Origin of the sequence: Pseudomonas sp. 21LCFQ02 (assembly GCF_024129895.2) — a bacterium.
Lineage (GTDB): Bacteria > Pseudomonadota > Gammaproteobacteria > Pseudomonadales > Pseudomonadaceae > Aquipseudomonas.
Window position 1 is genome coordinate 2,055,756 of record NZ_CM178749.1, and the last position, 24,335, is coordinate 2,080,090.

19 protein-coding genes and 2 pseudogenes are annotated in these 24,335 nt (G+C 61.5%); 8 read left to right on the plus strand and 13 right to left on the minus strand.

Annotated elements, in window-relative coordinates:
• Nucleotides 1-189 precede the first annotated feature (189 nt).
• The 8 genes and pseudogenes from cobG (at nucleotide 190) to NJC40_RS09415 (ending at nucleotide 7,275) form a co-directional block, all read left to right on the plus strand.
• A complete protein-coding gene (gene cobG / locus NJC40_RS09380) occupies nucleotides 190-1,524 on the plus strand; it encodes a precorrin-3B synthase (protein WP_253142593.1) in 1,335 nt (444 codons plus the stop codon).
• Nucleotides 1,517-2,143, plus strand: coding sequence for a precorrin-8X methylmutase (locus NJC40_RS09385; RefSeq protein WP_253142594.1), 627 nt, complete (start codon nucleotides 1,517-1,519; stop codon nucleotides 2,141-2,143). The genes cobG and NJC40_RS09385 overlap by 8 nt, the downstream gene beginning before the upstream one ends.
• On the plus strand, nucleotides 2,143-2,874 hold the full coding sequence (locus NJC40_RS09390) for a precorrin-2 C(20)-methyltransferase (RefSeq protein ID WP_045486942.1): 732 nt from the start codon (nucleotides 2,143-2,145) through the stop codon (nucleotides 2,872-2,874). The genes NJC40_RS09385 and NJC40_RS09390 overlap by 1 nt, the downstream gene beginning before the upstream one ends.
• Nucleotides 2,874-3,672: pseudogene (locus NJC40_RS09395) on the plus strand (precorrin-3B C(17)-methyltransferase); the annotation flags it as partial. The gene NJC40_RS09390 and the pseudogene NJC40_RS09395, both read left to right, overlap by 1 nt.
• 95 nt (nucleotides 3,673-3,767) lie before the next feature.
• Nucleotides 3,768-4,583 (plus strand): annotated as a pseudogene (cobJ, locus tag NJC40_RS09400) (precorrin-3B C(17)-methyltransferase); the annotation flags it as partial.
• A gap of 390 nt (nucleotides 4,584-4,973) precedes the next feature.
• The gene (locus NJC40_RS09405; RefSeq protein WP_253142596.1) at nucleotides 4,974-5,840 is read left to right on the plus strand and encodes a hypothetical protein; all 867 of its coding nucleotides are present in this window, start codon (nucleotides 4,974-4,976) and stop codon (nucleotides 5,838-5,840) included.
• A gap of 69 nt (nucleotides 5,841-5,909) precedes the next feature.
• The gene (locus NJC40_RS09410; protein WP_253142597.1) at nucleotides 5,910-6,641 is read left to right on the plus strand and encodes a hypothetical protein; all 732 of its coding nucleotides are present in this window, start codon (nucleotides 5,910-5,912) and stop codon (nucleotides 6,639-6,641) included.
• Nucleotides 6,622-7,275 (plus strand): hypothetical protein, encoded by a 654-nt coding sequence (locus tag NJC40_RS09415; protein WP_253142598.1) that lies wholly within the window; start codon nucleotides 6,622-6,624, stop codon nucleotides 7,273-7,275. The genes NJC40_RS09410 and NJC40_RS09415 overlap by 20 nt, the downstream gene beginning before the upstream one ends.
• Nucleotides 7,276-7,375: 100 nt before the next feature.
• Here NJC40_RS09415 and NJC40_RS09420 read toward each other — a convergent pair whose 3' ends face one another.
• The 13 genes from NJC40_RS09420 to NJC40_RS09480 form a co-directional block, all read right to left on the minus strand.
• Nucleotides 7,376-7,972, minus strand: coding sequence for a MarC family protein (locus NJC40_RS09420; RefSeq protein ID WP_253142599.1), 597 nt, complete (start codon nucleotides 7,970-7,972; stop codon nucleotides 7,376-7,378).
• Nucleotides 7,973-8,014: 42 nt separating this feature from the next.
• The gene (locus tag NJC40_RS09425) at nucleotides 8,015-10,807 is read right to left on the minus strand and encodes a hybrid sensor histidine kinase/response regulator (protein WP_045486958.1); all 2,793 of its coding nucleotides are present in this window, start codon (nucleotides 10,805-10,807) and stop codon (nucleotides 8,015-8,017) included.
• Nucleotides 10,808-10,904: 97 nt separating this feature from the next.
• Nucleotides 10,905-12,200 carry a phosphoribosylamine--glycine ligase gene (gene purD, locus NJC40_RS09430; protein ID WP_045486961.1) on the minus strand — a complete coding sequence of 432 codons (1,296 nt, stop codon included), beginning with the start codon at nucleotides 12,198-12,200 and terminating at the stop codon, nucleotides 10,905-10,907.
• Nucleotides 12,201-12,384: 184 nt separating this feature from the next.
• Complete coding sequence (gene purH / locus NJC40_RS09435) at nucleotides 12,385-13,989, minus strand: bifunctional phosphoribosylaminoimidazolecarboxamide formyltransferase/IMP cyclohydrolase (RefSeq protein ID WP_045486964.1); 1,605 nt, start codon at nucleotides 13,987-13,989, stop codon at nucleotides 12,385-12,387.
• 78 nt (nucleotides 13,990-14,067) lie between these two features.
• Nucleotides 14,068-14,388: a DNA-binding transcriptional regulator Fis gene (gene fis, locus NJC40_RS09440; RefSeq protein ID WP_045486967.1), complete on the minus strand. Its 321-nt coding sequence runs from the start codon at nucleotides 14,386-14,388 to the stop codon at nucleotides 14,068-14,070.
• A complete protein-coding gene (gene dusB, locus NJC40_RS09445; protein WP_045486970.1) occupies nucleotides 14,385-15,398 on the minus strand; it encodes a tRNA dihydrouridine synthase DusB in 1,014 nt (337 codons plus the stop codon). The genes fis and dusB overlap by 4 nt, the downstream gene beginning before the upstream one ends.
• 314 nt (nucleotides 15,399-15,712) lie before the next feature.
• The gene (locus NJC40_RS09450) at nucleotides 15,713-17,104 is read right to left on the minus strand and encodes a DUF3426 domain-containing protein (RefSeq protein ID WP_253142600.1); all 1,392 of its coding nucleotides are present in this window, start codon (nucleotides 17,102-17,104) and stop codon (nucleotides 15,713-15,715) included.
• 24 nt (nucleotides 17,105-17,128) lie between these two features.
• Nucleotides 17,129-18,007, minus strand: a complete 879-nt coding sequence (gene prmA / locus NJC40_RS09455; protein WP_045486976.1) for a 50S ribosomal protein L11 methyltransferase — start codon at nucleotides 18,005-18,007, stop codon at nucleotides 17,129-17,131.
• Between the two features lie 185 nt (nucleotides 18,008-18,192).
• Nucleotides 18,193-19,539 carry an acetyl-CoA carboxylase biotin carboxylase subunit gene (gene accC, locus NJC40_RS09460; RefSeq protein ID WP_045486979.1) on the minus strand — a complete coding sequence of 449 codons (1,347 nt, stop codon included), beginning with the start codon at nucleotides 19,537-19,539 and terminating at the stop codon, nucleotides 18,193-18,195.
• A gap of 17 nt (nucleotides 19,540-19,556) precedes the next feature.
• Nucleotides 19,557-20,024: an acetyl-CoA carboxylase biotin carboxyl carrier protein gene (accB, locus tag NJC40_RS09465; RefSeq protein ID WP_045486982.1), complete on the minus strand. Its 468-nt coding sequence runs from the start codon at nucleotides 20,022-20,024 to the stop codon at nucleotides 19,557-19,559.
• Between the two features lie 62 nt (nucleotides 20,025-20,086).
• Nucleotides 20,087-20,539: a type II 3-dehydroquinate dehydratase gene (gene aroQ / locus NJC40_RS09470; protein ID WP_045486985.1), complete on the minus strand. Its 453-nt coding sequence runs from the start codon at nucleotides 20,537-20,539 to the stop codon at nucleotides 20,087-20,089.
• Nucleotides 20,540-20,665: 126 nt separating this feature from the next.
• The gene (locus tag NJC40_RS09475; protein ID WP_253142601.1) at nucleotides 20,666-22,453 is read right to left on the minus strand and encodes a protein-disulfide reductase DsbD; all 1,788 of its coding nucleotides are present in this window, start codon (nucleotides 22,451-22,453) and stop codon (nucleotides 20,666-20,668) included.
• Nucleotides 22,454-22,535: 82 nt separating this feature from the next.
• Nucleotides 22,536-24,191, minus strand: coding sequence for a diguanylate cyclase (locus NJC40_RS09480; protein ID WP_045486991.1), 1,656 nt, complete (start codon nucleotides 24,189-24,191; stop codon nucleotides 22,536-22,538).
• Between the last annotated feature and the right edge of the window lie 144 nt (nucleotides 24,192-24,335).

The following is a 24,335-nucleotide window of genomic DNA, read 5'->3' on the forward strand; positions in this document are numbered from 1 at the left end:
GCCTGTCGCCAAAGCAGGCATAATAGCGCGCCTGACAGGCACATTGCCCGTCATGGCTTCTGGCAGCGCCTGGCACTGCGTTCGTTCGCGAGCAGGGCTCCCTCCCACAAGTCTGTGGGAGGCGGCTCTGCCGGCGAATGCAGCGCGCAGCGCTGCCAGCCACTTGTATACACGCACATCGGTGAATCCTTGAACGAGCCGCAGTCCGCTCGCCCTTGCTTCGTTACGCCTCGTCCCTCGGCTTGTCCGGGGTTGTTGCGTATCGTCGCCGCGCGCGATGGCGGGATCTGCCGGATAAAGCTGGCCGGCGGGGTGCTCAGTGCCGCCCAGGCGCAGGCCGTGGCCAGGGCTGCGCAGACTTATGCACAGGGCGTGATCGAGGTCACCAACCGCGCCAACCTGCAGATTCGCGGCATTGGCGCTGAGCATCAGGCGCTGATCGGCGAACTGCTGGGCGCCGGTCTCGGACCGGCCAACCCGGCCAGTGACGATGTGCGCAACCTGATGCTCAGCCCCAGTGCCGGGCTCGACCCGCAGATGCTCTGCGACACCCGGCCACTGGCAGCGCAGATTCTCGCCTCGCTGGAAAATATGCCACACCTGCACGCCCTGTCGCCCAAGTTCGCCGTTTCGCTGGACGGCGGCGAAGGGCTGGCCATGCTGGAGCATCCCCATGACCTGTGGCTGTCGGCGCTGCGCCTCGACGGCCAGGTCTGGCTCGGTTTTGGGCTGGCGGGTTGCCCGGCGCACGATGCGCCGCTGGCGGCTGTGGCGCTGGAGCACGGTCATGCTCTGGTGATCGCGGTACTGGAGCTGTTTCTTGACCTGGCCCGGCCGGAGCAGGCGCGCATGCGTCACCTTTTGCAGGATGTTCCAGCGGCTGAGTTACTGGGCCAGCTACAGGCGCGCTTGCCGGTGCAATGGCGCCAGGTCAGCGGCTGGCAGCGCCCGACCCGCGAGGCGTACCGGCATCTGGGGATTTATCCACAGGTGCAGGATGGCCTGGTTGCGGTCGGCGCCGCCCCCGCGCTTGGGCGGCTTGATTCATGCTTGCTCGGCGCCGTGGCGCAGCTGGCTGAACAGCTGGGCGACGGCAGCCTGCACCTGACCCCTTGGCAGAGTCTGTTGCTGCCCAATGTGCCTGCCAGCAATGCCGGGTCGGTGCTCGACGCCTTGCAGGGGCTCGGCTTGACCGTTAGCGCCGAGCAGCCGCTGGCGCGGCTGATGGCGTGCACCGGCTCGCAGGGCTGCGCCAAAGGCCTGGCCGATACCAAGGGCGACGCGCTGGCCCTGGCTGCGCAGTTGCCTGCCGATACCGCCTTGCACCTGACCGGCTGCCAGCGCTCCTGCGCCGCCGCCCATGTGGCGCCGCTGACGCTGTTGGCGGTGGCGCCGGGGCACTACGATCTTTATCAGCGCAATGCGCAGCACCCGGGGTTCGGTGTGCTGCGGGCGCGCAATCTCACTATTGAAGCCGTCGGCGCACTGTTGGCCGCCGACACACGGAGCACCCTGCATGATTGATTACATCCGCGATGGTCAGGAGATTTATCGCAACTCCTTCGCGATCATCCGCGCTGAAGCGCGGCTGGAGACCATTCCCGCCGACCTGGAAAAGCTCGCTGTGCGAGTGATTCATGCCTGCGGCATGGTCGATGTGGTCGAAGACCTGCGCTTCTCGCCAGGTGCAGGTGCGGCGGGCCGCAAGGCACTGGCCGCCGGTGCGCCGATTCTGTGCGATGCGCGGATGGTGTCCGAGGGCATCACCCGTGCGCGGCTGCCAGCCAATAACCCGATCATCTGCACATTGCACGACGAAAGTGTACCGGTGCTGGCCAAAGCGCTGGGCAATACCCGTTCGGCCGTGGCTCTGGAGCACTGGCGCGAACACCTGGAGGGCAGTGTAGTGGTGATCGGCAACGCGCCGACCGCATTGTTCTACCTGCTGGAAATGCTCGACGCCGGGGCTCCGAAGCCGGCGCTGATCATTGGTTTTCCGGTGGGCTTCGTAGGTGCTGCCGAGTCCAAGGACATGTTGGCGGCCGACAGCCGCGGCGTGCCGTATGTGATTGTCAAAGGCCGGCGCGGTGGCAGCGCCATGGCGGTGGCGGCGGTCAATGCCCTGGCCACGGAGGTCGAATGATGCAGCAGCGTGGCCGTCTGATCGGGCTGGGCGTAGGCCCCGGCGATCCTGAGCTGATTACCGTCAAAGCGCTGCGCCTGCTGCGCGAGTCGCCGGTGGTGGCGTATTTCGTGGCCAAGGGCAAGAAAGGCAACGCCTTCGGCATCATCGAGGCGCACCTGCAAGAAGCGCAAACCTTATTGCCGCTGGTCTACCCGGTAACCACCGAAGCGCTGCCGGCCCCCTTGTCTTATGAGCAGGTGATCAGCGATTTCTACGACCAGGCCAGTGTCGAGGTGGCGGCGCATCTGGACGCCGGTCGTGACGTGGCGGTGATCTGTGAGGGGGACCCGTTCTTCTACGGCTCTTACATGTACCTGCACGATCGGCTGGCCGAGCGTTATGTGGCTGAAGTGATTCCCGGCGTTTGCTCGATGCTCGGTGGCGCCTCGGTGCTGGGCGTGCCGCTGGTGTATCGCAACCAGAGCCTGTCGGTACTGTCCGGCGTGTTGCCCCATGAAGAGCTCAAGCGCAAGCTGGGCGATGCCGATGCGGCGGTGATCATGAAGCTGGGGCGCAATTTTCCCAAGGTGCGTCAGGTGCTGGTCGAACTGGGGCTGGCCGGGCGGGCGCTGTATGTCGAGCGCGCGACCATGGCCAACCAGAAGATCGTGGCACTGGATGACGTCGACCCGATGTCGTCGCCGTACTTCTCGCTGATCATCGTACCGGGCGAAAGGTGGCAAGGCTGATGACCCAGACACCTCCAGCGATTGTCGTCCTCGGCAATGGCAGCCTGGCCACGGCGCGGCGCATCCAGCAGGTGTTCCCCGGCGCGTTGATCCATGGCCTCGACGGCCGGGTGCAGGGTGCGGACCGGCCCTATGCCGAGTTTGGTGCCACCCTGCGCGAGCTGTACCGACAAGGCTCGCCAATCATTGCCCTGTGCGCGGCGGGCATCGTGATCCGCACCCTGGCGCCGCTGCTGCTGGAGAAGGGCGCCGAGCCGCCGGTACTGGCGGTGGCCGAGGACGGCAGCGCTGTGGTGCCGCTGCTCGGTGGCCTGGCCGGGGTCAATGGCCTGGCCCGGGAAATCGCTGCTGCGCTGGCGGTGGCACCGGCCATCACCACCAGTGGCGAACTGCGCTTTGGCACCTGCCTGCTCAATCCACCGGCCGGCTATGCCCTGGCGGATCTGGAGCAGGGCAAGCGCTTTGTCTCTGATTTGCTGGCCGGGCAAAGCGTGCGTGTCGAGGGGCAGGCGCCGTGGCTCGATAAAGTGCCGTTGCCCCATGATTCGCAGGCGGCCCGGAGCATCCATGTCAGCCACTTGCAACGTGAAGCCGCAGCCGACGAGTTGCTGATTTATCCGCGCAACGTGCTGGTGGCGGTCGAGCGGGTGTCCGAACAGCTGGCAAGCGAAGTGAATCAGGCGCTGAGCGCCGCCGCAATTGCTGCGCCGGCTCTAGCATGCCTGCTCGCTGATGAGTCACAAATGGCCAACCCATTGCTGCATCAGGCGGCCGCCGAGCTGAATGTCGCGGTGCGCTACATGACCGGCGCCTCGAATGCCGAGCGCCTGAAATTGAGCGGGGTGAGCCTGCACAGCGCAGCGCAGGCCGGGCTGTTGATCGGCATCGGCGCCGAGCCACTGAATGTCGAGCGCATCGGGCGCGGTCGTGGCCGGCTGGCGGTTATCGGTCTGGGCCCCGGTGCCCGCGAGCTGATGGTCCCGGCGGTGCAGGCCGAACTGGCCCGCGCCAACGATGTGCTGGGTTATGAAACCTACGTGCGCATGGCCGGGCCTTTTCGCGATGATCAAGTGCTGCACAACACCGATAACCGCGAAGAAATGCAGCGTGCCCGCCACGCCTTCGAACTGGCTGCCCAGGGGCGGTCGGTGGTAGTGGTATCGTCCGGTGACCCTGGGGTGTTCGCCATGGCCGCTGCAGTGCTCGAAGCCTTGCACGAAGTCGTCGACGATCCGGCCCGCGCTGACTGGCGGGGCGTGGAGCTGGAAATCCTGCCCGGCGTATCGGCCAGCCTGGCCACCGCGGCGCAGGCCGGCGCGCCGCTGGGGCATGACTTCTGCGTGATGTCGCTGTCGGACAACCTCAAGCCCTGGTCGATCATCGAGCAGCGCCTGGAGCTGGCGTCCCAGGCTGATCTGGTGCTGGCCTTCTACAACCCGATCTCCCGCTCGCGACCTTGGCAACTGGGCCGCGCGCTGGAGATCGTGCGTCAGCATCGCAGTGCGCAGACCCCGGTCACCCTGGGCCGCGACATTGGCCGGCCTGGGCAGAGCCTGCGGGTCGTGAGCCTGGGCGAGCTGACTCCCGAGATGGTCGATATGCGCACCATGGTGCTGGTTGGCTCGTCGACCACCTGCACCTTCCCGCGGGCCGATGGCGGGCAGTGGGTGTATACCCCGCGTTGGTATGGCGCAAAGCCAGGGGCGTAGTGGCCAGGCCTTTTCCGGGCGCGTACCCACTGCTTGATCAGCGGTAGATCAAACAGTGGGTGCGCAGTTGTAGGAACCTTCCATTAAGTGGTGTTGTAAGTTTTACTGAGTCAGTCAGGCCTTATAATGGCTTACTGTCAGTTGATACGATGAGATTCAGTGGAATGTCTGCCTGTCGTGTAAGTTGTTAGGGGGTTTTATGTGTGAAGTTAATGCTGCTTCAGTGTGGGCGCGGCTTTGCGGCGGATTATGCTGTTGTGAGGAGTGGGTATTATTGGTTAGTTGAAATAATTGGTCATGTGTTTGCACTGGTTACATGGGTGGGTGGGGGTTAATTTGCAGAGGCGACCAACGGAGTCGTTAATTTGATAAATTTGCAAGGAATGCGTAATGGATACTATTAATACTGTTGCTTCCCCCACCCAGGAAGCGTCGGAGCGTTATTTTCGGAACTTGCCGGTTGCTGAACATTCGCGGCCTCGCGCTTTTGCACCGAGTGCGCTGCTACTGGATGACCCCGCCGATTTCGCGCCTCGTGCACTGGCGCCCTCGGCCAGCGCTGACTTCATGCTTCCCGATACCTCTATCGAGCCAGACAGTCTGGCGGACGTCAGTACCGAGTCACCGCTGATCATTGCGTTCGCTGATGGCGTCAGCCAGGCAAACCGCAGTGCCGTGCGCCTGAGCATGCGCTTTGCCGAAACGGTTGCCAGGCTGGAGACCGACGGGCAAGTTGGCGGAACCAAGTGGCTGGAGCACTTCACAAGCGCCATGAGTTATGGCGGCTGGCAGAACCTGAACGGTTTTACCTTCAGTGAGTATTCGACTGCCAATGCTAGCCTCACCATGGATACCCTGGTGCTTGAGCTGGTCAGTGCCATCGCCGGTCCTAACGCCGCGACTGTGGTCCAGCTCCTCAGTCTTACGCTGGACAGGTTGCAGAGCGATTCCAGGCTGACGACCCTGTTCGAGCGCAATACTCAATATGCTGCCGAGCGGAGCTTTCGGATCATGCCGTGCCTGGAGTCGAGCACAGGAATTCCAGTGACGTATCTGCTGGCTGTGGATTTTTCGGCGTCTCAGGACATGGGCGGTGCGCTGTTCTGGAAGTGGCGGGTTTCCAGGCTGAACATTCGTCGCATGGCAGTGGGTGTCGAGTTTAATCTTGATCTTCACAATGATCTGTACAGAAAACGTATTCTTGATTACCTCGGTGAGGATTCTGACAGTTTCTTCGCCAGCTTGCCTCGACGTTAAGTTTCTGAATGGGTAGACCACCGTTCAGGTGGTCTATTTTTCTCGTTGAGAAATAGGAAGGTGTAGATCATGAAATGCTCAATAGGTAAGTTGGTGGCGGGCGATCTGCTGGCCGAGAGTGTTCATTCTGAACCGGCGGAATTAAACGAACTGTTGCAGACATTGCTGTTTTCTCAATTGTTCGCGAATTTGAAATCTGGCAGTTCGGGTAAGTTCGACTCGCCTGGCACATGGTGGTCAAGTTATGACAACGCGATGCTGCACACCCATTGGAGCCTGCTTGATAACCGCAATAGAACGTTCAAGCCCAAGAGTACATCCACGCTGGGCATCAACGCCTTGCTGGAAGAGTTTCTGTTGCCGCAACTGGCCAGCGCGCAGACGCAAGACATCCGGCAATTGCTGACCCAAATGACTCGATTGCCGACAACCGATCCGCTGGCCATGCAGTTTCAGACCCATGTCCTGAAGATGCCGGACCGCAGGAACGGGCATTCAACCATTGCCCTGCAGATCGGTGTTCTTGAGTCAGCGACGCAACGGGCTTCGTTGTCTGCCACGTTCAGTACGAGCAAGGCCGTCGGTACGAGTCTGCTGTCCCAGACATTTACTGGCAGCCAGATTGTCGGTGACATCCATGTGCGTTTTACCCGGTATGCCTGGGACCCTGCCAGCTATCGGAAAGGAACTGAAGAGCATCCAAGCCCACGCAGTCATGTCCTGGACTTTCTGGCTGGCGCGCAAGACAGACTGATCCTGGCGATCCCCTGCGAGGTGACCGATGGCGCCGACCAGGCCTGAGGGCCAAGCGAATGTCCTGCTCAGTCGTGACAGCCTGGTGTCGTTTGCGTCGGACCTGTCTTCGCAGGAGCGCAGAGATATTCTCGATTGCTTGCACTACTCGCAACTCCGGGCTGACGAGAAGCGCGATCGACGCCAGTCCTGGGTCAGCTGGATCAGGCTCTACCAGGCCGGCCTGTACAACAATGGATTTACACTCAGCGGTGCACTGGAACACAAGATCCTGAGCATTCACGATCCGCGTGATCTTCACGCGGTGGTGCGTGATGCGATTCAGGGCACCGGGCATCAAGCCTTGTCAGTATTGGCTGATTCAGCACTGAAAGCCCTGTTGCGCAGCCCGCACGCGCAGGCATTCTTTCAGGACTGGTTCAGTGATGGCCAAAGCGAAAGCATGCAGGTCGTGCCGTGTTGTGCCGATGAGAACGGGCTGATCGATGTCATGATCTGCGGTATCCGCATCCAAACCGAGGGGGCGGTGAGGTCATCATTTAGTCGACCGACAGCGCGCATGACGATAACCATCAATGGTGGGGCCTTTCGTTATTCTGCCCAAGCCTATGACCCCTATCGCAACAAGATCCTGCAAGGCCTGGAGCGTTACGCATTGACCTATTTCGACAGCGTGCCCTGAGTGCGGCTGTCAGTCAGGGACGACCGCGATGTACTGTGCAGACGCGCCGGACGGATTCGGCGCATCTGCTTTTTTATCTGGTGAGGGGCTATAGGATGCCCTATGGCACCAGGTAACCCCTGATACCGGTAAAGATGATCTGCGCCGCCAGGGCGCAGACGAACAGCCCCATCAAGCGGCTGACGATCTGCAAGCCCTGGTCGCCCAGCAAGCGTTCGATGCGGTTGGCCATGAACAGCACCAGCCCCACGGTGAAGCTGGCCAGGGTAATGCTCAGCAGCGCGCTGATTTTGTCGTTCCAGTGCGGCTGGCTGACCCCCATGACCAGCAGGGCGCCGATGGTGCCGGGGCCAACGGTGATGGGGATGGTCAGCGGTACGATGCTCACATCCTGCTGGATGTTATCGGTCTGTACCGCTGATTTACCCTGGGCCATGCTCAGCGCCGAGATAAACAGCACAGTACCGGCACCGATCCGGAAAGCGTCAACGGTAATTCCGAACACGTCGAAGATCACCCGCCCGAACAGGTACAACAGCACGCTCGATACCAACGTGCCCAACGCGACTTTCCAGGCCAGGCGCTTCTGCTCTTTGCGCGAGTGGCCACGGGTCAGGCTGATGAAGCAGGACAGGACGAAAAATGGGCTGTAGAGCACTAACATTTTCAGGTAAACGCTGGACAGCACATGAAGCATGGCGGGCGCTCAGGCAGGGAGAATGTGCTCAGTCTATCAGGGTCAGTTCTGCTGGTAGACCTTCTCTTCAGTCGTCTTGGCACGGGTGCGATCGCGCTGTGCCAGCCAGTACTCGACCAGCTCGCGCAATTGCGAAAGCTCCACGGGTTTGGCCATATGGCCGTCCATGCCAGCCTGGCGGGCGCGATCCTTGTGTTCGGTGAGAATGTGTGCGGTAAGGGCCACGATGGGCGTGCGCACCCGCTGGTTGCCCATTTCCCAGGCGCGCAGTTGCTCGGTCGCCGAGAAACCATCAAGCACCGGCATTTCGCAGTCCATCAGCACCAGGTCGTAGCGCTGGGCTTTCATGGCGCGCAAGGCTTCTTCGCCGTTGCTGGCAGTGTCGGGCTTGAGGTTGAGCTTGCCCAGCATACCGCGGATGACCTTGGTGGAGATGTTGTTGTCCTCGGCCACCAGAATGCGGAAGTCACCCGGTACGTCGATGGGCGCGGCCGCCAACGGCAGTGCTGACGGTGCGACATACGCGGTTCCCTTGCTGCGCTGGGTCAACTCATCGGCGAGGGTGGTCTTGAGGGTATAACCGGCCACCGGTTTGGCCAATATGCGTTTGATCCCGGCATTACGGGCAATGATTTTGCTCGGCGCGTTGCTGATGCCGGTGAGCATGATCAGCAGAATGTCGTGGTTGAGGCTCGGGTCTTCCTTGATCTTGGTCGCCAACTGCATGCCGGTCATGCCGGGCATGTTCTGGTCGAGCAGGACCACGTCAAAGTAGTCACGCAGGTGCGCCTTGGTGCGCAGCATGGCCAGGGCTTCCTTGCCGGACGCCACAGCACTGACGTTAAGGCCCCATGCCGAGCACTGTTGCACCAGCACTTTACGGCAGGTGTCGTTGTCATCGACCACCAGTACCCGGGCGTCTTTGAGCGGCCCGTCCAGGTCCAGGGTGGGCTGCTCAAGCAGGTGCGCCGGCAACGGCAGGCACAGCCACAGGGTATTGCCTTGACCGGTGCTGTTCTGGATGCCGAATTCGCCATCCATCAGGATGATCAGTTGGCGGGCGATGACCAGCCCCAGATGGCCGCCCAGTTTGCTGGAGGCCAGGAAGTTTTTGCTGTGCAGTTCAGTGTGCAACAGGGCATCGCGTTCTTCGCCCGACAACGGCTCGCCGGTATCCTGCACGGCAATGCGCAGGCGCGGCTTGCCGCCCCGATTGTCGAGTGCCGCGACCAGCAGAATTTCGCCGCCCTCGGTTTTCTTCAGGGCGTTTTCCAGCAGGCTCAGCAAGGTCTGGCGCAGGCGCGTCGGGTCACCGCTGATCACTCTTGGCACCTGGGACTGGACCAGGCTGATCAACTCGACATTCTGTTGTTCAGCCTTTGCCCGAAAGATGTTCAGGCAATCTTCGATCAAGGCACTGATGTCGAACTGTACGTCGTCCAGTTCGATCTGCCCGGACTCCAGCTTGGTGATGTCGAGGATCTCGTTGATCAGCGTCAGCAGCTCATTGCCGGCGCTGTGAATGGTCTGTACATAGTCGCGCTGCTTGACCGAGAGCGGTGTGCCAAGCAGCAGCTCGGTCATGCCCAGCACGCCATTCATGGGGGTGCGAATCTCGTGGCTGATCTTGGCCAGGAATTCGGCTTTGGCGTTGATCTCGGCGGTGCTGGCCGCCTCGTCGCGGCTGATGCTGAACTTGCTCTCGACGATGTTGCGCTGACGTTCTCCAAGGGCAGTGTTCATCAGCAGGCCGCTGACGCAGAACACCGCAAGGAGGGTGAGAATCAGCCACTGCGGTGGTATCAGGCTCAGCCACAACAGTCCGGGCAGGACCACCATGTAACCGAGGTTGAAGATGATCATCGAGAACATGAACAGGCGTGCAGGCCGATAACCCTTGATCCAGTGCAGCACTGAAATGCCGAGGATGCTCACCGTGGTCAGGGCCACCAGCACGAAGGTCACCAGGTTGATTGACAGGTCGTCGACCAGTAACACCAACAGGGTGCCGATGACCATCAAGCTGCCGTCGATCAGCAGCAGGCGATCAACAGCTCTGGACTTGCGATGGGCAAAAAAGCAGTAGGTGTACATCAACCCGGTGACGGCCGCCAGCAGCAACGCCACGTGAGCGCCGGGGGTCTGTGGCAGGTGCCAGTCATCGAACAGGTCTAGCAGGTTCAATAGCAATAGCGCACTGAGCGCCAGCAAGGTTTCGCAGGCGGCCAGCCACAAGTTGGTACGGGAACGGGTGTGGCTGTAGCGGGCCAGATTCTGCAGGATCAACATGGCCAGCAAACCGAACACCAGGCCGAACAGGAACGGCTCGCGCTCGTCGGCGGCGCTTTCGATGGCGGGCTGCAGAGTGATATTGGGGCGCATCTGCTGGCTGGAGACCATGCGCAGGTACAGGTCCAGAGGGGTCTGGGCTTGTGGTACCGGCAACAGAAAGTCATTGGCGGGCAGGCGCTGGTTCTGTTTGGCAATCAGATTGCCGGTGCGCAGCAGATCGATCTGCCTGTCGCCCTGGAATACGTATAGATCGGCACTGGCCAGATCAGGCGCAAAGATGCGCAGCAGTTGTTCGTGGGGCTCGGGTGTCAGACGGTAATGCAACCAGACGGCACCGTCACGTTTGGCGGCGGTGATACTGTCGAGCTCGCGTGGGCTGAACTGGTTCTGCTGATGCGCCGCGCGCACCTCGGCAATTGAAAGGTGGCCCTTTTCATCGAGTAAAGTCGACCAGCCTGTAGTTGCAGCGGCATGGGCCGACAGCATGAAAAACAGGGTCAGCAGGCTTGCGGTTGAAGCTATGGCGATCCTGAGCCAGCGCACGACGTAATCCTTCCCTGTGTGAATGCCTGAATACATGCGCGGTATTGCTGCGACCAGTACAACCGGCCGGCCCCGGTCAGGGGCCGGCCTGGTGGCCTTATTGCTGGCCTTCACCACGCTCACGGGCAATGGCACGATAGCCAATGTCCTTGCGATAGAAACAACCTTGCCAATCAATCTTCGCTGCCAGAGCATAGGCGTTTTGCTGAGCGCTGCTGACACTTTCTCCCAGCGCTGTGGCACACAGCACACGACCACCACTGGTCACGATACGGCCATCCTTGAGCGCGGTACCGGCGTGGAACACTTTGCCTGGCAGGCTGGCTGCTGCGTCCAGACCCTCGATTGCGGCGCCTTTGGCGTAATCGCCCGGGTAGCCGCCGGCGGCCAGGACGATGCCAAGGCTCGGGCGCGGATCCCACTGCGCTTCGATCTTGTCCAGAGCTTGCGCTAAAGCGGCCTCGATCAGCAAGACCAGGCTCGATTGCAGGCGCAGCATGACCGGCTGGGTTTCGGGGTCGCCAAAGCGGCAGTTGAACTCGATGACCTTCGGGTTACCGGCCTTGTCGATCATCAAACCAGCATAGAGGAAACCGGTGTAGACGTTGCCTTCTTCAGCCATACCGCGGACGGTCGGCCAGATGACTTGGTCCATGACCCGCTGGTGAACGTCGGCGGTGACCACCGGTGCGGGGGAGTAAGCGCCCATGCCGCCGGTATTCGGGCCGCTGTCGCCGTCGCCAACACGCTTGTGGTCCTGGCTGGTGGCCATGGGCAGCACATTCTTGCCGTCAACCATGACGATGAAGCTGGCTTCTTCGCCATCGAGGAACTCCTCGATCACGACTCGCGAGCCGGCATCGCCAAACGCATTGCCAGCCAGCATGTCGCGCACGGCTGCTTCGGCTTCTGCCAGGGTCATGGCAACGATCACGCCCTTGCCGGCAGCCAGGCCATCGGCCTTGATCACAATCGGTGCGCCTTTTTCCTGCAGGTAGGCCAGGGCCGGCTCGATCTCGGTGAAGTTCTGATAGTCCGCAGTCGGGATCTTGTGGCGGGCCAGGAAGTCCTTGGTGAACGCTTTGGAGCCTTCGAGCTGGGCTGCGCCTGCGGTCGGGCCGAAGCAGTCCAGGCCACGGCTGCGGAACAGGTCCACGACACCGGCTACCAGTGGTACTTCAGGGCCGACGATGGTCAGGCTGACATTCTTCTCGGCGAAGTCGGCCAGTTGTTCCAGAGCCAGCACGTCGATGGCGACGTTCTCGCACTTGGCTTCTGTGGCAGTGCCGGCGTTGCCCGGTGCCACGAAAACCTTCTCTACGCGAGGATCCTGAGCGACTTTCCAGGCCAGGGCGTGTTCACGGCCACCGCTACCAATGATCAAAACATTCATTTCAAAAACCTCGATGACGCAAATTCTGGGGTGTAACGCGATCATGCATTACGAGGTCGCAATGGCGTAGGTGGATGCAAGGCGGATGGGGCTGGACCGAGCGCAGTTGCCTTATGGCAATGAGCATCGGGGCAGCCCCGTCCAACGCAGCAGACGCCTGCGCCAGTGCGGCCGTTTTTATAACTCAGTGACGGAAGTGGCGCATGCCGGTGAACACCATCGCGATTCCGGCCTCATCCGCGGCAGCAATCACTTCCGCGTCGCGCATCGAACCACCTGGCTGGATCACCGCGGTGATGCCGGCCTTGGCGGCGTTGTCGATACCGTCGCGGAACGGGAAGAAGGCGTCCGAGGCCATGACTGCACCGGCGACCTGCAGGCCGGCGTGTTCGGCCTTGATGGCGGCGATGCGCGCGGAGTTGACGCGGCTCATCTGGCCGGCGCCGACACCGATAGTCTGGCGGTTCTTGGCGTAGACGATGGCGTTGGACTTGACGAACTTGGCCACTTTCCAGGCGAAGATCAGGTCATGCACTTCCTGCTCGCTTGGCGCGCGCTGGGTCACGACTTTGAGGTCGGCCTGAGTAATCATGCCGATGTCGCGGCTCTGTACCAGCAGGCCGCCATTGACGCGCTTGTAATCCCAGCCGGCTTGACGCTCGCCCCACTGGCCGCAGGTCAGCAGGCGCACGTTGGCTTTGGCGGCGACCACGGCCTGAGCTTCGGCGCTGACGCTCGGGGCGATGATGACTTCGACGAACTGACGCTCGACGATGGCTTTTGCCGTTTCAGCGTCCAGCTCGCGGTTGAAGGCGATGATGCCGCCAAATGCCGATTCGGTATCCGTGGCGTAGGCCAGGTCGTAGGCTTTGCGGATGCCGCCTTCGTCGTCAGGGCTGACGGCCACGCCGCACGGGTTGGCATGCTTGACGATGACGCAGGCTGGCTTGACGAAGCTCTTGACGCACTCAAGCGCAGCGTCAGTGTCGGCCACGTTGTTGAACGACAGCTCCTTACCCTGCAGCTGGGTGGCGGTGGCGATACCGACTTCGGCAGGTTTTGCTTCAACGTAGAACGCCGCGCTCTGGTGCGGGTTCTCGCCGTAGCGCATTTCCTGGGCCTTGATGAACTGGGTGTTGAAGGTGCGCGGGAACTGGCCACGGCCTTCGGTGCTCAGGGTTTCGGCGCTCTGGTCGATGCCGCCCAGATAGTTGGCGATCATCCCGTCGTAGGCGGCCGTGTGTTCGAACGCCTTGAGCATCAGGTCAAAGCGCTGAGCGTAGGTCAGACCGCCGGACTTGAGGTTTTCCAGAACGCTGGCGTAATCGCTGGCGTTGACCACGATGGCCACGTCTTTGTGGTTCTTGGCTGCGGAGCGGACCATGGTCGGGCCGCCGATGTCGATGTTCTCGATGGCGGTCGGCAGGTCACAGCCTGGTTTGGCAACGGTGGCTTCGAACGGGTAGAGGTTAACCGCCACCAGGTCGATCGGCTTGATGCCGTGTTCGCCCATGATGCCGTCGTCGGTGCCGCGACGACCGAGGATGCCGCCGTGGATCTTCGGATGCAGGGTCTTGACCCGGCCGTCCATCATTTCCGGGAAGCCGGTGTAGTCGGCCACTTCAACCGCCGCAACGCCGTTGTCGCGCAGCAGTTTGAAGGTTCCGCCAGTGGACAGGATCTCCACGCCCAGGGCTTCGAGCTCGCGGGCGAATTCGAGGATTCCGGTTTTGTCGGAAACGCTGATCAAAGCGCGGCGGATCGGCAGGCGGGTGGTCTGGTCGGTCATCTCGATTTCCATCAAAGCTAAAGGTAATCAGCAAAAAAGGCGACCGGTGGGTGGGTCGCCTTGGTTGGTCTGCAATGCTTACAGCAAGTCGTACTGCTTGAGTTTCTTGCGCAAGGTGCCGCGATTGAGGCCCAGAACTTCAGAGGCTTTGGTCTGGTTACCCTTGACGTAATTCATGACGCTTTCGAGCAATGGTGCCTCGACTTCGGACAACACCAGGTTGTACACGTCAGTGACGTTGGCGCCTTCGAGGTGGGCGAAATAATTGTGCAGCGCCTTCTCGACACTGCCGCGCAGGGTCTGGCCCTCTTCGCTCGGCGTGTTCAGGTGCTGTTTCAAATTGACATTGTCGCTCACGGGTGTTGTTCCACTCACTAAAGTCTCGGTCATCATCGTCATGCGGCCACCTCTTCTTCATTTTCGTTATCCGGGCCCTGACAGCCTTGGCTGAAGAACTCCCGGATGTTGGCGCATTGTTGTTGCGTATCGTCCAAACGATTGAAGTGGGCGCGAAACTCCCTGGCGCCCGGCAAGGTTGCGAGATACCAGCCGACATGCTTGCGCGCGATGCGCACGCCCATTACATCGCCGTAAAACGCGTGCAGGGCGGTCAGGTGCTCCAGCAGGATCTGCTCCACTTCAACCAGCGAAGGGGCGGGCAGGATCATGCCGGTGCGCAGGTAATGCTCTATCTCGCGGAAAATCCACGGGCGCCCTTGAGCGGCCCGGCCAATCAACAAACCATCGGCGCCGGTCGCTTGCAGCACATACCGGGCCTTTTCGGGTGAATCTATGTCGCCGTTGGCAAACACCGGGATCGACACCGCCTGCTTGATCGCGGCGATGGTGTCGTACTCGGCTTCGCCGGTGTAGAGGTCCGCACGGGTCCGCCCGTGAACTGCCAGGGCCTGGATACCTGCCTGCTCGGCAATCTTCGCGACAGTCAGGCCGTTCTTGTTGTCACGGTCCCAGCCGGTGCGGATCTTCAGGGTGACCGGCACATCGACTGCGGCCACCACGGCGTGCAGGATCTCGGTCACCAGCTGTTCGTCTTTGAGCAGCGCTGAACCTGCTGCCTTGTTACATACCTTCTTGGCCGGACAACCCATGTTGATGTCGATGATCTGGGCGCCCAGTTCGACATTGGCACGGGCCGCACTGGCCAGCATCTGCGGATCACCACCGGCGATCTGTACCGAGCGCGGCTCGGGATCACCTTCGTGGATCATGCGCAGGCGCGATTTGCGGCTGTTCCACAGGCTCATGTCACTGGTGACCATTTCCGAAACCACCAGCCCGGCGCCCATCTGGCGACACAACTGACGGAAAGGCTGGTCGGTGACGCCCGCCATCGGAGCGAGAATCAAGCCGTTCTGCAATGTATATGGGCCGATGCGTACCACCGACATAGCGTTACCTATAAAGGGGCCGAATCATCCACAGGCCGCATGATTACCGTTGCACACGGTCTGCAACGGTTCGCCCGTCCAACTGCTTGCACAGCGGCCAGACCGAACCGGGAGTTTGAAAAAGGGTTGGCATGATACCCGCTCTCGATGACTGGATAAAGGCTGAATTGGATAAAATCTGAACAGCTCGATGCTTATCACTAAACGTTCGGTTTTTCAGGTTTTACCAACGAACAGCAGCGATCATGCAGGCAACTGTTCGTTACGCCAGGGCGGCGTCCGGTTGCCCCGGACCGCCGTGCTGGCCGCAGAGGCTATTCCGGGGAGCGAAAATTGAGGCTGTAGTTCACGGCTTTGGCGCCTGGATCGAGGATGTCCAGTGCAATATGGATCGGCGTCTGGGGTGGCATCTCTTCCTTGCCGGCCATTTCGCCTGACAGATATTCGCCGGGTTTGAAGCGACGACTGGCGATCAACTGACCGCTGGTATCGGCAAAGCGCAGCTCCAGCAGCGGAAAGGGTTGGGAAAAGGATGCACGGTTATAAATGATCGCATCGACCACCAGCGCGCCCTGAAACTCCGGGTGGCTGCGTACCACCAGGTTGCTGCTCTTGAGCTGGTTGATGTCGACCTTCGATGGCACCTTGCAGCCCAGTTGCGGGCACAACTGCTGGAACCAGGGGCGATACTGATCCTGGCGGGCCAGATGATCGAAGTGATACCAGATGTACTGCCCGGCCAGGCCACTGAGCGCCAGGGTAATCAGGGTTATCCATAACAGACGCCGGCCCCAGCGCGGCTTGGGACGCTGCCAGTCGAGCTGCAGCGGGTCGTCGGTCAGGTCCACCAGCGGTTTGTCACGCAGGGCAGGTTCGCTGCGGCCACGCGGATCATGATCATGATCGTCGTCGTCCGGTGCCGGCTCGTCTTCGTCGTCGAGCGCCGAAAGGCGGGCGCTGTGCCCCGGCGGCTGCTTGCGCAGCTCCAGTGCAGTGAAATCCGGTCCCTTGTCTTCGTCCGCGATGCTGTTCAGTGACAGCGAGGGCTCGGTACGGGTTTCGTGGGCGGCAGCGGGTTCAACGATGGGGTGGTCCGGTTCATCCGGCTCAGGTTCTGGCTCCCTCGCGCGGATGACTTCGGCATGTACTTCGGGCAATTGCTCGACATCGTCATTGGCCAGGCTGGCGATCCACTCGCCGGCTTCGCCTGGTGCTGCGTCGCGTCGTGCGCTGAGGTTTGCTTGCGGGGCGCGTGCATCGACAGTGGCAACCGACTCGGCCAGCTGGATCTCACGTTGCTCCAGGCGTGCCAGCTCTTCGTCCAGGTCCAGGCTGTCCAGGTCCAGTTCGCTGACATGCCAGTAGTCTTCGCCGGGTGCGGCGTTGATGGCCGGCGGTACAGGTTCGGCAACCACTGGCACGGCAGCGGGCGGCTCTGCGGCCAAGGGCGCCGGCTCAAGCGGCGCTTGCGGTGCCGGTTCAGTGACGGCCTCAGGCTCCGGCAGCGCTGCCGGCTCTGCGGGGGCGGGCAGAGGGGCGAGCGCGGTGCGCTGCTGATGGCTCTGCTCCAGCAATTGTTTGGCGGCGTTGAATACCTGCAGGCATGACCCGCAACGCACCACGCCGCGCGCTACGCTCAGCTGCGCATGGTTGACTTTGAAGCTGGTCTGGCAGTGCGGACACTGGGTGACGAAACTGTCGGTCATGCGGCGCTCCGGCTCAGGCAGCGATCAGCGGCGACGGCCGGTGATGCGTACCCAGCCATCACGGTCGGCGATCGGGTCAAGGTCGAAGGTGTCGGCATAGGCTGCCGCCACTTCTTCGCCCTGTTCGGCCAGGATGCCTGACAGCGCCAGGCGACCGCCCGGCTTGACCAGGCTGGCCAGTTGCGGCGCCAGAGACACCAGCGGGCCGGCCAGGATATTGGCGACCAGCACGTCGGCAGGCTCGGCCGGCAAAGCCTCGGGCAGGTACAGCGGCAGGCGTTCGGCAGCAATGCCGTTGCGTCCGGCGTTGTCGCGCGAAGCCTCCAGGGCCTGAACGTCGATGTCAGTACCGACCGCCAGCTCTGCGCCCAGCAGCAGGGCGGCGATGGCCAGAATGCCCGAGCCGCAGCCAAAATCCAGTACCGTGCAGCCGTTCAGGTCCTGGCCGTCAAGCCATTCCAGGCACAGGCCGGTAGTCGGGTGGGTGCCGGTGCCGAAGGCCAGGCCCGGATCGAGCAGCAGGTTTACGGCGTCCGGTTGCGGTGCGGCATGCCAGCTCGGCACGATCCACAGGCGCTGGCCAAACTGCATGGGTTTGAAGTCATCCATCCAGCTGCGTTCCCAGTCCTGATCCTCGATCACTTCGGCGCTGTGTTCGGGCAGCTCGGCATCGGTCAGCAGGCGCAGGTGGGCCAACGCGATATCGGCATCGGTGTCGGCCTCGAACAGCGCCAGCAGGTGGGTGTGGGTCCACAGCGGCGTGGTGTTGAGTTCAGGCTCGAAGATCGGCTGGTCTTCCGCGTCCATGAACGTGACCGAGACCGCGCCGACTTCAAGCAGGGCGTTCTCGTAGGTCTCGGCTTGTTCCGGGCTGATGGCGAGGCGGACTTGCAGCCATGGCATGGCGGTGTACCTATGAAAATGACAGGAAAGCCGCGCAGTTTACTTCAGGTCTGCGTCAAAAGCTTGTGAAGGGTTTGCTCGGCAAACTGTCCGGATGTCGCAGTGCTATCCGATCGCTGGCTGAAAACGCACAGACCCCGCCGAGGCGGGGTCTGTAGATCTGTCGCATCACGCTGTACAGAGAATTACTTCTCGCTGGCCAGCTTGTGTTCCAGATAGTGGATGTTGACGCCGCCTTTGCAGAAGCCTGCATCACGGGTCAGATCACGGTGCAGCGGGATGTTGGTCTTGATGCCATCGACCACGATCTCGTCCAGCGCGTTGCGCATACGGGCCATGGCCTCGTCGCGGGTGGCGCCCCAGGTGATCAGCTTGCCGATCAGTGAGTCGTAGTTGGCCGGGACCTTGTAGCCGCTGTACAGGTGCGAGTCGACACGCACACCGTTGCCGCCTGGCGCATGGAAGTGCTTGACCAGGCCCGGGCTCGGGATGAACGTGCGGGCGTCTTCAGCGTTGATCCGGCACTCCAGTGCGTGACCGTTGATGACGACGTCATCCTGGGTGTACGAGAGTTTGTTGCCGGCGGCGATGCTGAGCATCTCCTTGACGATGTCGATACCGGTGACCATTTCCGAAACCGGGTGTTCGACCTGTACGCGGGTGTTCATCTCGATGAAGTAGAACCGACCGTTCTCGTACAGGAATTCGAACGTGCCCGCCCCGCGGTAGCCGATTTCGATACATGCACGTACGCAGCGATCGAAAACTTCCTGGCGAGCCTGCTCGTCGATGCCCGGTGCCGGCGCTTCTTCGAGTACTTTCTGGTGGCGGCGTTGCAGCGAGCAGTCGCGGTCACCCAGATGGATTGCGTTGCCCTGGCCATCGGACAGTACCTGAACTTCCACGTGACGCGGGTTGGTCAGGAACTTCTCGAGGTACACCATCGGGTTGCCGAACGCGGCACCGGCTTCGGTACGGGTCAGCTTGGCCGAGGAAATCAGGTCCTCTTCCTTGTGCACCACACGCATGCCGCGACCACCACCGCCACCGGCGGCCTTGATGATCACCGGGTAGCCAACCTCGCGGGCGATGGCCAGTGCGGTCTCTTCGTCTTCAGGCAGCGGGCCGTCAGAGCCGGGTACGGTCGGTACGCCGCTCTTGATCATCGCGTCCTTGGCCGAAACCTTGTCGCCCATCAGGCGAATGGTGTCGGCTTTCGGGCCGATGAAGGCAAAACCGGATTTTTCGACCTGCTCGGCGAAGTCGGCGTTTTCTGCCAGGAAACCGTAGCCAGGGTGGATCGCCGTGGCGCCGGTCACTTCCGCCGCCGAGATGATCGCCGGAATGTTCAGGTACGACTGGGTAGCGATGGCCGGACCGATACAGACAGTTTCGTCCGCCAGGCCCAGGTGCATCAGCTCACGGTCGGCCGTGGAGTGCACAGCGACGGTCTTGATGCCCAGTTCCTTACAGGCACGCAAGATGCGCAAGGCGATTTCGCCGCGGTTGGCGATCAGGACTTTTTCCAGCATCGCAGGGTCTCCCTGGTTCAAACGATGGTGAACAGCGGCTGGTCGAACTCAACCGGCTGGCCGTTCTCTACCAGGATGGACTCGATCACGCCGCTGGTTTCGGCTTCGATGTGGTTCATCATTTTCATCGCTTCGACGATGCACAGGGTGTCGCCTTTCTTGACGGTCTGACCCACTTCAACGAATGCAGGCGAGGTCGGCGAAGGCGTGCGGTAGAAGGTACCGACCATTGGCGACTTGACGGCGTTACCGTTGAGCTTGGGCGCAGCAGGTGCAGCGTCGGCGGCAGGTGCGGCAGGTGCGGCGGCCGGGGCCGGTGCAGCGGCGACCGGGGCGGCAACCGGAGCTGGCGCGTAGTACGGCTGGGCTGGAGTCTTGCTGTGACGGCTGATCCGTACGGATTCTTCGCCTTCACGGATTTCCAGTTCGTCGATACCGGACTCTTCCAGCAGTTCGATCAGTTTCTTGACTTTACGGATATCCATTAATCATCAACTCCCAAAGGGTCTGTAGGGTGCAATTCGGCAGCCGGTTCAGGCCGTGCCGGTCAAGGCTTGGCGTTCTTGGCCAAATGTTCCAGGGCGGCTTCCAGGGCCATGCGGTATCCGCTGGCGCCCAGGCCGCAGATCACTCCTACCGCAACATCGGAGAAGTAGGAGTGATGACGGAAAGGTTCGCGTTTATGCACGTTCGATAAATGCACTTCGATGAATGGGATGCTCACTCCCATGATCGCGTCACGTATTGCCACGCTAGTGTGCGTGAACGCTGCCGGATTGATGACGATGAAGTCCACTCCCTCATCGCGGGCAGCGTGAATGCGATCGATCAATTCATACTCGGCGTTGCTTTGCAGGTACATCAGGTGATGGCCGGCATCGCGGGCGCGCTGCTCCAGGTCCTGGTTGATCTGCGCCAGGGTGGTGGTGCCATACACACCGGGTTCACGGGTGCCGAGCAGATTCAGGTTCGGGCCATGCAGGACCAGCAGGGTCGCCATCGTCGATTCCTTTTTATTCACGAGCGTTTTTGTGCCGCGACTATGCCGCAAGGGTCAAGATCTGTCCAGTTAACAACAGTAGTCAACACGATAAGCGATAATCGCGCAAAATTTGTGACCCGGATCTTAGATCTGGTCATTTGCCCCGTTTAACCGCTCGATCAGACCGTTGGCATCGATTTCGCCGACAACTCGCACATTTTTCAGCTCTTCGCCGCTTTTATCGAAAAATAGCAGCGCTGGCGGACCAAATAGCTTGTAGCGGTCGAGCAGCGCGCGTTGCTCGGCGTTGCTCTCGGTCATGTCGAAACGCACCCGGCTAAAAGCCGACAGACGGGCAACCACTTGCGGGTCGGGCAGCACTTCATGCTCGATGACCTTGCAACTGATGCACCAGTCGGCGTACCAGTCCAGGACCAGTGGCTGCCCGGCATTGCGCGCCGCTTCCAGCGCCGCCTCCAGCTCGCCGGTGGTGCGGATGGTCTGCCACTGGCTTTCGCCGGTCACGCTGGCGACACCCATGGCTACCGCCTGGGGCCTGCCCAGTGGACGCAACGGATCGGTTTCGCCCTTGAGTGCGCCGTACCAGCACGCCAGAGCGTAGACCAGTAAAAACAGACCGAGTAGTTGCGCAAGGGTCTGGCGGGTGGTTTTTTCGCTGAAATTGAGGGTGCCCATAAACAGCGCAACGCCGGCCGCCAGCAGGCCGATCAGCAGCAGGGTGATCTCGCCGGGCAATACCCGGCTGAGCAGGCCGATGGCCAGGCCCAGCAGCAATACGCCAATGGCGTTCTTTACCGTTTCAAGCCACGGGCCGCTTTTCGGCAGCCAGGTGGCACCGCCGGTGCCGACCACAATCAGTGGCAAGCCCATGCCCAGCCCCAGCGCGAACAGCTTCAGGGCGCCACCGATGGCATCGCCGCTGGCGCTTATATAGAGCAACGCACCGGCCAGCGGCGCGGACACGCAAGGCGACACCAGCAGGCTGGACAACACGCCCAGTACCGCCGCACCCCACAACGACCCGCCCTGGGTTTTGCCGGCGATGCGATCGAGCCTTGAACTGAGCGCATCCGGCAGACGCAGTTGAAAGGCGCCGAACATGGCCAGCGCGAACACCACGAAAAACAGCGCGAACGGCACCAGCACCCAGGCCGATTGCAGGCGGGCCTGCAGGTTGAGGCTGGCGCCGAACACGCCCATCAGTGCGCCCAGCAGCGCAAAACAGGCCGCCATGGGCAGCACATAGGCCAGCGACAGGCTCAAGCCCCGCAACCCGCCGACCTGACCGCGCATCACCACGCCAGACAGAATCGGCAGCATCGGCAGTACGCACGGGGTAAAGGTCAGGCCGATGCCGGCCAGCAGAAACAGCGCCAGTTCTTTCCAGCTCCAGGGCTGTACCGCTGCGCTACCTGTGGCACTGGCCGTTGCACCAGCCACATTGCCGATGTCCAGCCGTTCGGTTTCCGGTGGGTAGCACAGGCCGTGGTCGGCGCAGCCCTGATAAGTGACGGCCAGGGTGAACGGGCGCTGCTCATCGGGGTTGCGCGGCAACTCGATATCGACGATGCCGTGATAGACCTCCACGTCGCCGAAGTACTCGTCATGCTTCTGTTCACCGGCGGGCAGGCGCGCTTCGCCCAGGCCGGCATCGGCCGGCTCGCTGCGGAACTGGAAGCGATGGCGATACAGGTAATAGCCGTCAGCCGCCACCAGGCGCAGCTTGACCGCCTGCGGTGTGGCTTCGATCAGGCTCAACTGGAAAGCCTGGCGGACCGGCAGAAATTGCTTGCTGTTATCCAGGGTCGAGCTGCCCAGCGTTGCCGAGGGGCGGCTGTCCAGTAGGCCGGAAGCCTGAGCCTGGACGGGAAGGGTGAGCAGCAACAGCATGATCAGTAGCAGGCGGCGCATGGCAACCTCAAATCGCGGCAAAGGTGCGCATGATAACCAAGCGCGCCGGATTGTGCTGGAGAGCGGTTTGTAAGAGTGGGTTTCAGGCCTCGATGGCCGGCCATTCAAGTGCGTGGTTTGCTGTATTCAAGGCTGACTGGACCTGATTGCGCCCGGACTTCTTGGCGCGGTACAGCGCACTGTCGGCCAAAGCGGCCAGGGTCTGGCTATCGTCTTGCGGATGCAGGCTGACCACTCCGGCGCTAAAGGTACAGGCCAGGTCCAGTGGTTGGGCGGGGTAATGCACTTCGGCAAAGCCCTGACGGATCCTGTCCAGCACCTTATGGGCGTTGTAGAGGTCGGTGTCGGGCATGACGATGGCGAACTCTTCGCCACCATAACGGCCGATCAGATCAGTCTTGCGCAGCCGTTGCTTGAGAAACAGCGCCAGGCTTTTGATCACCCGGTCGCCCATGGGGTGGCCGTGGCTGTCATTGACCCTTTTGAAGTGGTCGATATCCAGCATCGCGAAGCACAGCGGCTTATTGTCGCGGCGGGCCTGAAAGCAGCAGTCTTCAAGGCACTGGAGGATATGCGTGTGGTTAAACAGCCCGGTCAGGCTGTCGCGGATCATGCGTGCCTTCAGGTGCCGGGCCCGGTTGACGCGGTTGCGCACCGTGGTCACCAGATGCCTGGGCTTGATCGGTTTGGTCAGGAAGTCATCGCCTGCTTCGCTCAGCGCATCAAGCTGTTTATCCAGATCGTCCTCGGCCGACAGGTAGATGATCGGTACGCCGACATAACGATCATTGTGACGAATGACCTTGGCCAGCTCCCGCCCCGTGCAGCCTGGCATGTACATATCGAGGATGATCAGGTCTGGCTGAAACTGCGCCAGCTCGCTCATGGCCTGGATCGGGTCCAGCAAGATCCGGGTGACGATGCCTGCGCTATTGAGTGCCTGCTCGGTGTAGAGGGCCTGCGAGCGCGAATCGTCGATGATCAACACCTTGTACGGCTCATAGCCATCGGCGCGGGTCAGGGTTTCGATCTTTTCCAGCAGAATCGAGGCGTCCAGTGAACCGGTCAGGAACTCGTCGCCACCGGCGCGCACCGCCGCCAGGCGGGTGGGGGTATCAGCTTCGTCACGACTGAAAAACAGCAGCGGCGCTCTGACGGGCAGAGTGTGCTGCAAGTCTGTCGCCAGCTTCAGGCCTGCGCCGGGGGAGGAAAAATCAACATCCATGATAATGGCCGCCGGCTGGCGCTGTTGCAGTGCCGTGTGCAGGCTGGCCACGTTATCCAGCGCCAGCGCTGCGCACCCGAAGAACTCCAGTTGCCGGGCCAGTTGTTCACTGTCTTCGCGGTGACGCAAGGCAATATAAACAGGCGTGCGCAGAGGTGGCAGGGTGGTCTGCTGCAGCCGGTCTCCATGACGCAGGCCGGTTTGCGAAAGTTGCTGCATCAGCAGGCTGATTTCACTGATCAACTCGCTGTTAAGCCGGCCCTGGTTGGCTTGCAGGCTGGCGACCAGATCACCAAGCTGCTGCGCCAGACGCAAATGCTCGGTCTGCCCGAAGCGTTCCGCACTGCGTAACAGATCCCGCGCCGCTTCCTTGAGCTCATCCAGATCAGTCGGCGTCCACTCGCCTTTATGCAAGCGTTGCCAAATCTCAAGGATCTGCCGCACCTGAAGCACGACCCGCTGGGCAAAATAAAGCTTGAGACGCTCGCGACTGGGATCAGATGCTTCGGTCATTGGCGGGCTGCTGGAGAGGCGGCTAAAGGAGGGTTGATGGCGCTATGCTAGCACCGTCATCTTTGCCGTGGTGTGCCGCAGGTCACCAAACCGTCAAAAAGGCGCACACTTTTTTATGACGATTTATTTACCGCTGACGACCGT

What these genes read in the sequence shown, in the direction of transcription:
- accC (WP_045486979.1), bottom strand. Translation starts at nt 19,539, where the DNA reads ATGCTGGAAAAAGTCCTGATCGCCAACCGCGGCGAAATCGCCTTGCGC.
- accB (WP_045486982.1), bottom strand. Translation starts at nt 20,024, where the DNA reads ATGGATATCCGTAAAGTCAAGAAACTGATCGAACTGCTGGAAGAGTCC.
- NJC40_RS09415 (WP_253142598.1), top strand. Translation starts at nt 6,622, where the DNA reads ATGGCGCCGACCAGGCCTGAGGGCCAAGCGAATGTCCTGCTCAGTCGT.
- NJC40_RS09480 (WP_045486991.1), bottom strand. Translation starts at nt 24,191, where the DNA reads ATGACCGAAGCATCTGATCCCAGTCGCGAGCGTCTCAAGCTTTATTTT.
- NJC40_RS09385 (WP_253142594.1), top strand. Translation starts at nt 1,517, where the DNA reads ATGATTGATTACATCCGCGATGGTCAGGAGATTTATCGCAACTCCTTC.
- NJC40_RS09475 (WP_253142601.1), bottom strand. Translation starts at nt 22,453, where the DNA reads ATGCGCCGCCTGCTACTGATCATGCTGTTGCTGCTCACCCTTCCCGTC.
- purH (WP_045486964.1), bottom strand. Translation starts at nt 13,989, where the DNA reads ATGACCGACCAGACCACCCGCCTGCCGATCCGCCGCGCTTTGATCAGC.
- fis (WP_045486967.1), bottom strand. Translation starts at nt 14,388, where the DNA reads ATGACGATGATGACCGAGACTTTAGTGAGTGGAACAACACCCGTGAGC.
- dusB (WP_045486970.1), bottom strand. Translation starts at nt 15,398, where the DNA reads ATGTCGGTGGTACGCATCGGCCCATATACATTGCAGAACGGCTTGATT.
- NJC40_RS09420 (WP_253142599.1), bottom strand. Translation starts at nt 7,972, where the DNA reads ATGCTTCATGTGCTGTCCAGCGTTTACCTGAAAATGTTAGTGCTCTAC.
- aroQ (WP_045486985.1), bottom strand. Translation starts at nt 20,539, where the DNA reads ATGGCGACCCTGCTGGTCCTGCATGGCCCGAACCTGAATCTGCTCGGC.
- purD (WP_045486961.1), bottom strand. Translation starts at nt 12,200, where the DNA reads ATGAATGTTTTGATCATTGGTAGCGGTGGCCGTGAACACGCCCTGGCC.
- NJC40_RS09450 (WP_253142600.1), bottom strand. Translation starts at nt 17,104, where the DNA reads ATGACCGACAGTTTCGTCACCCAGTGTCCGCACTGCCAGACCAGCTTC.
- NJC40_RS09405 (WP_253142596.1), top strand. Translation starts at nt 4,974, where the DNA reads ATGGATACTATTAATACTGTTGCTTCCCCCACCCAGGAAGCGTCGGAG.
- prmA (WP_045486976.1), bottom strand. Translation starts at nt 18,007, where the DNA reads ATGCCATGGCTGCAAGTCCGCCTCGCCATCAGCCCGGAACAAGCCGAG.
- NJC40_RS09390 (WP_045486942.1), top strand. Translation starts at nt 2,143, where the DNA reads ATGCAGCAGCGTGGCCGTCTGATCGGGCTGGGCGTAGGCCCCGGCGAT.
- NJC40_RS09410 (WP_253142597.1), top strand. Translation starts at nt 5,910, where the DNA reads ATGAAATGCTCAATAGGTAAGTTGGTGGCGGGCGATCTGCTGGCCGAG.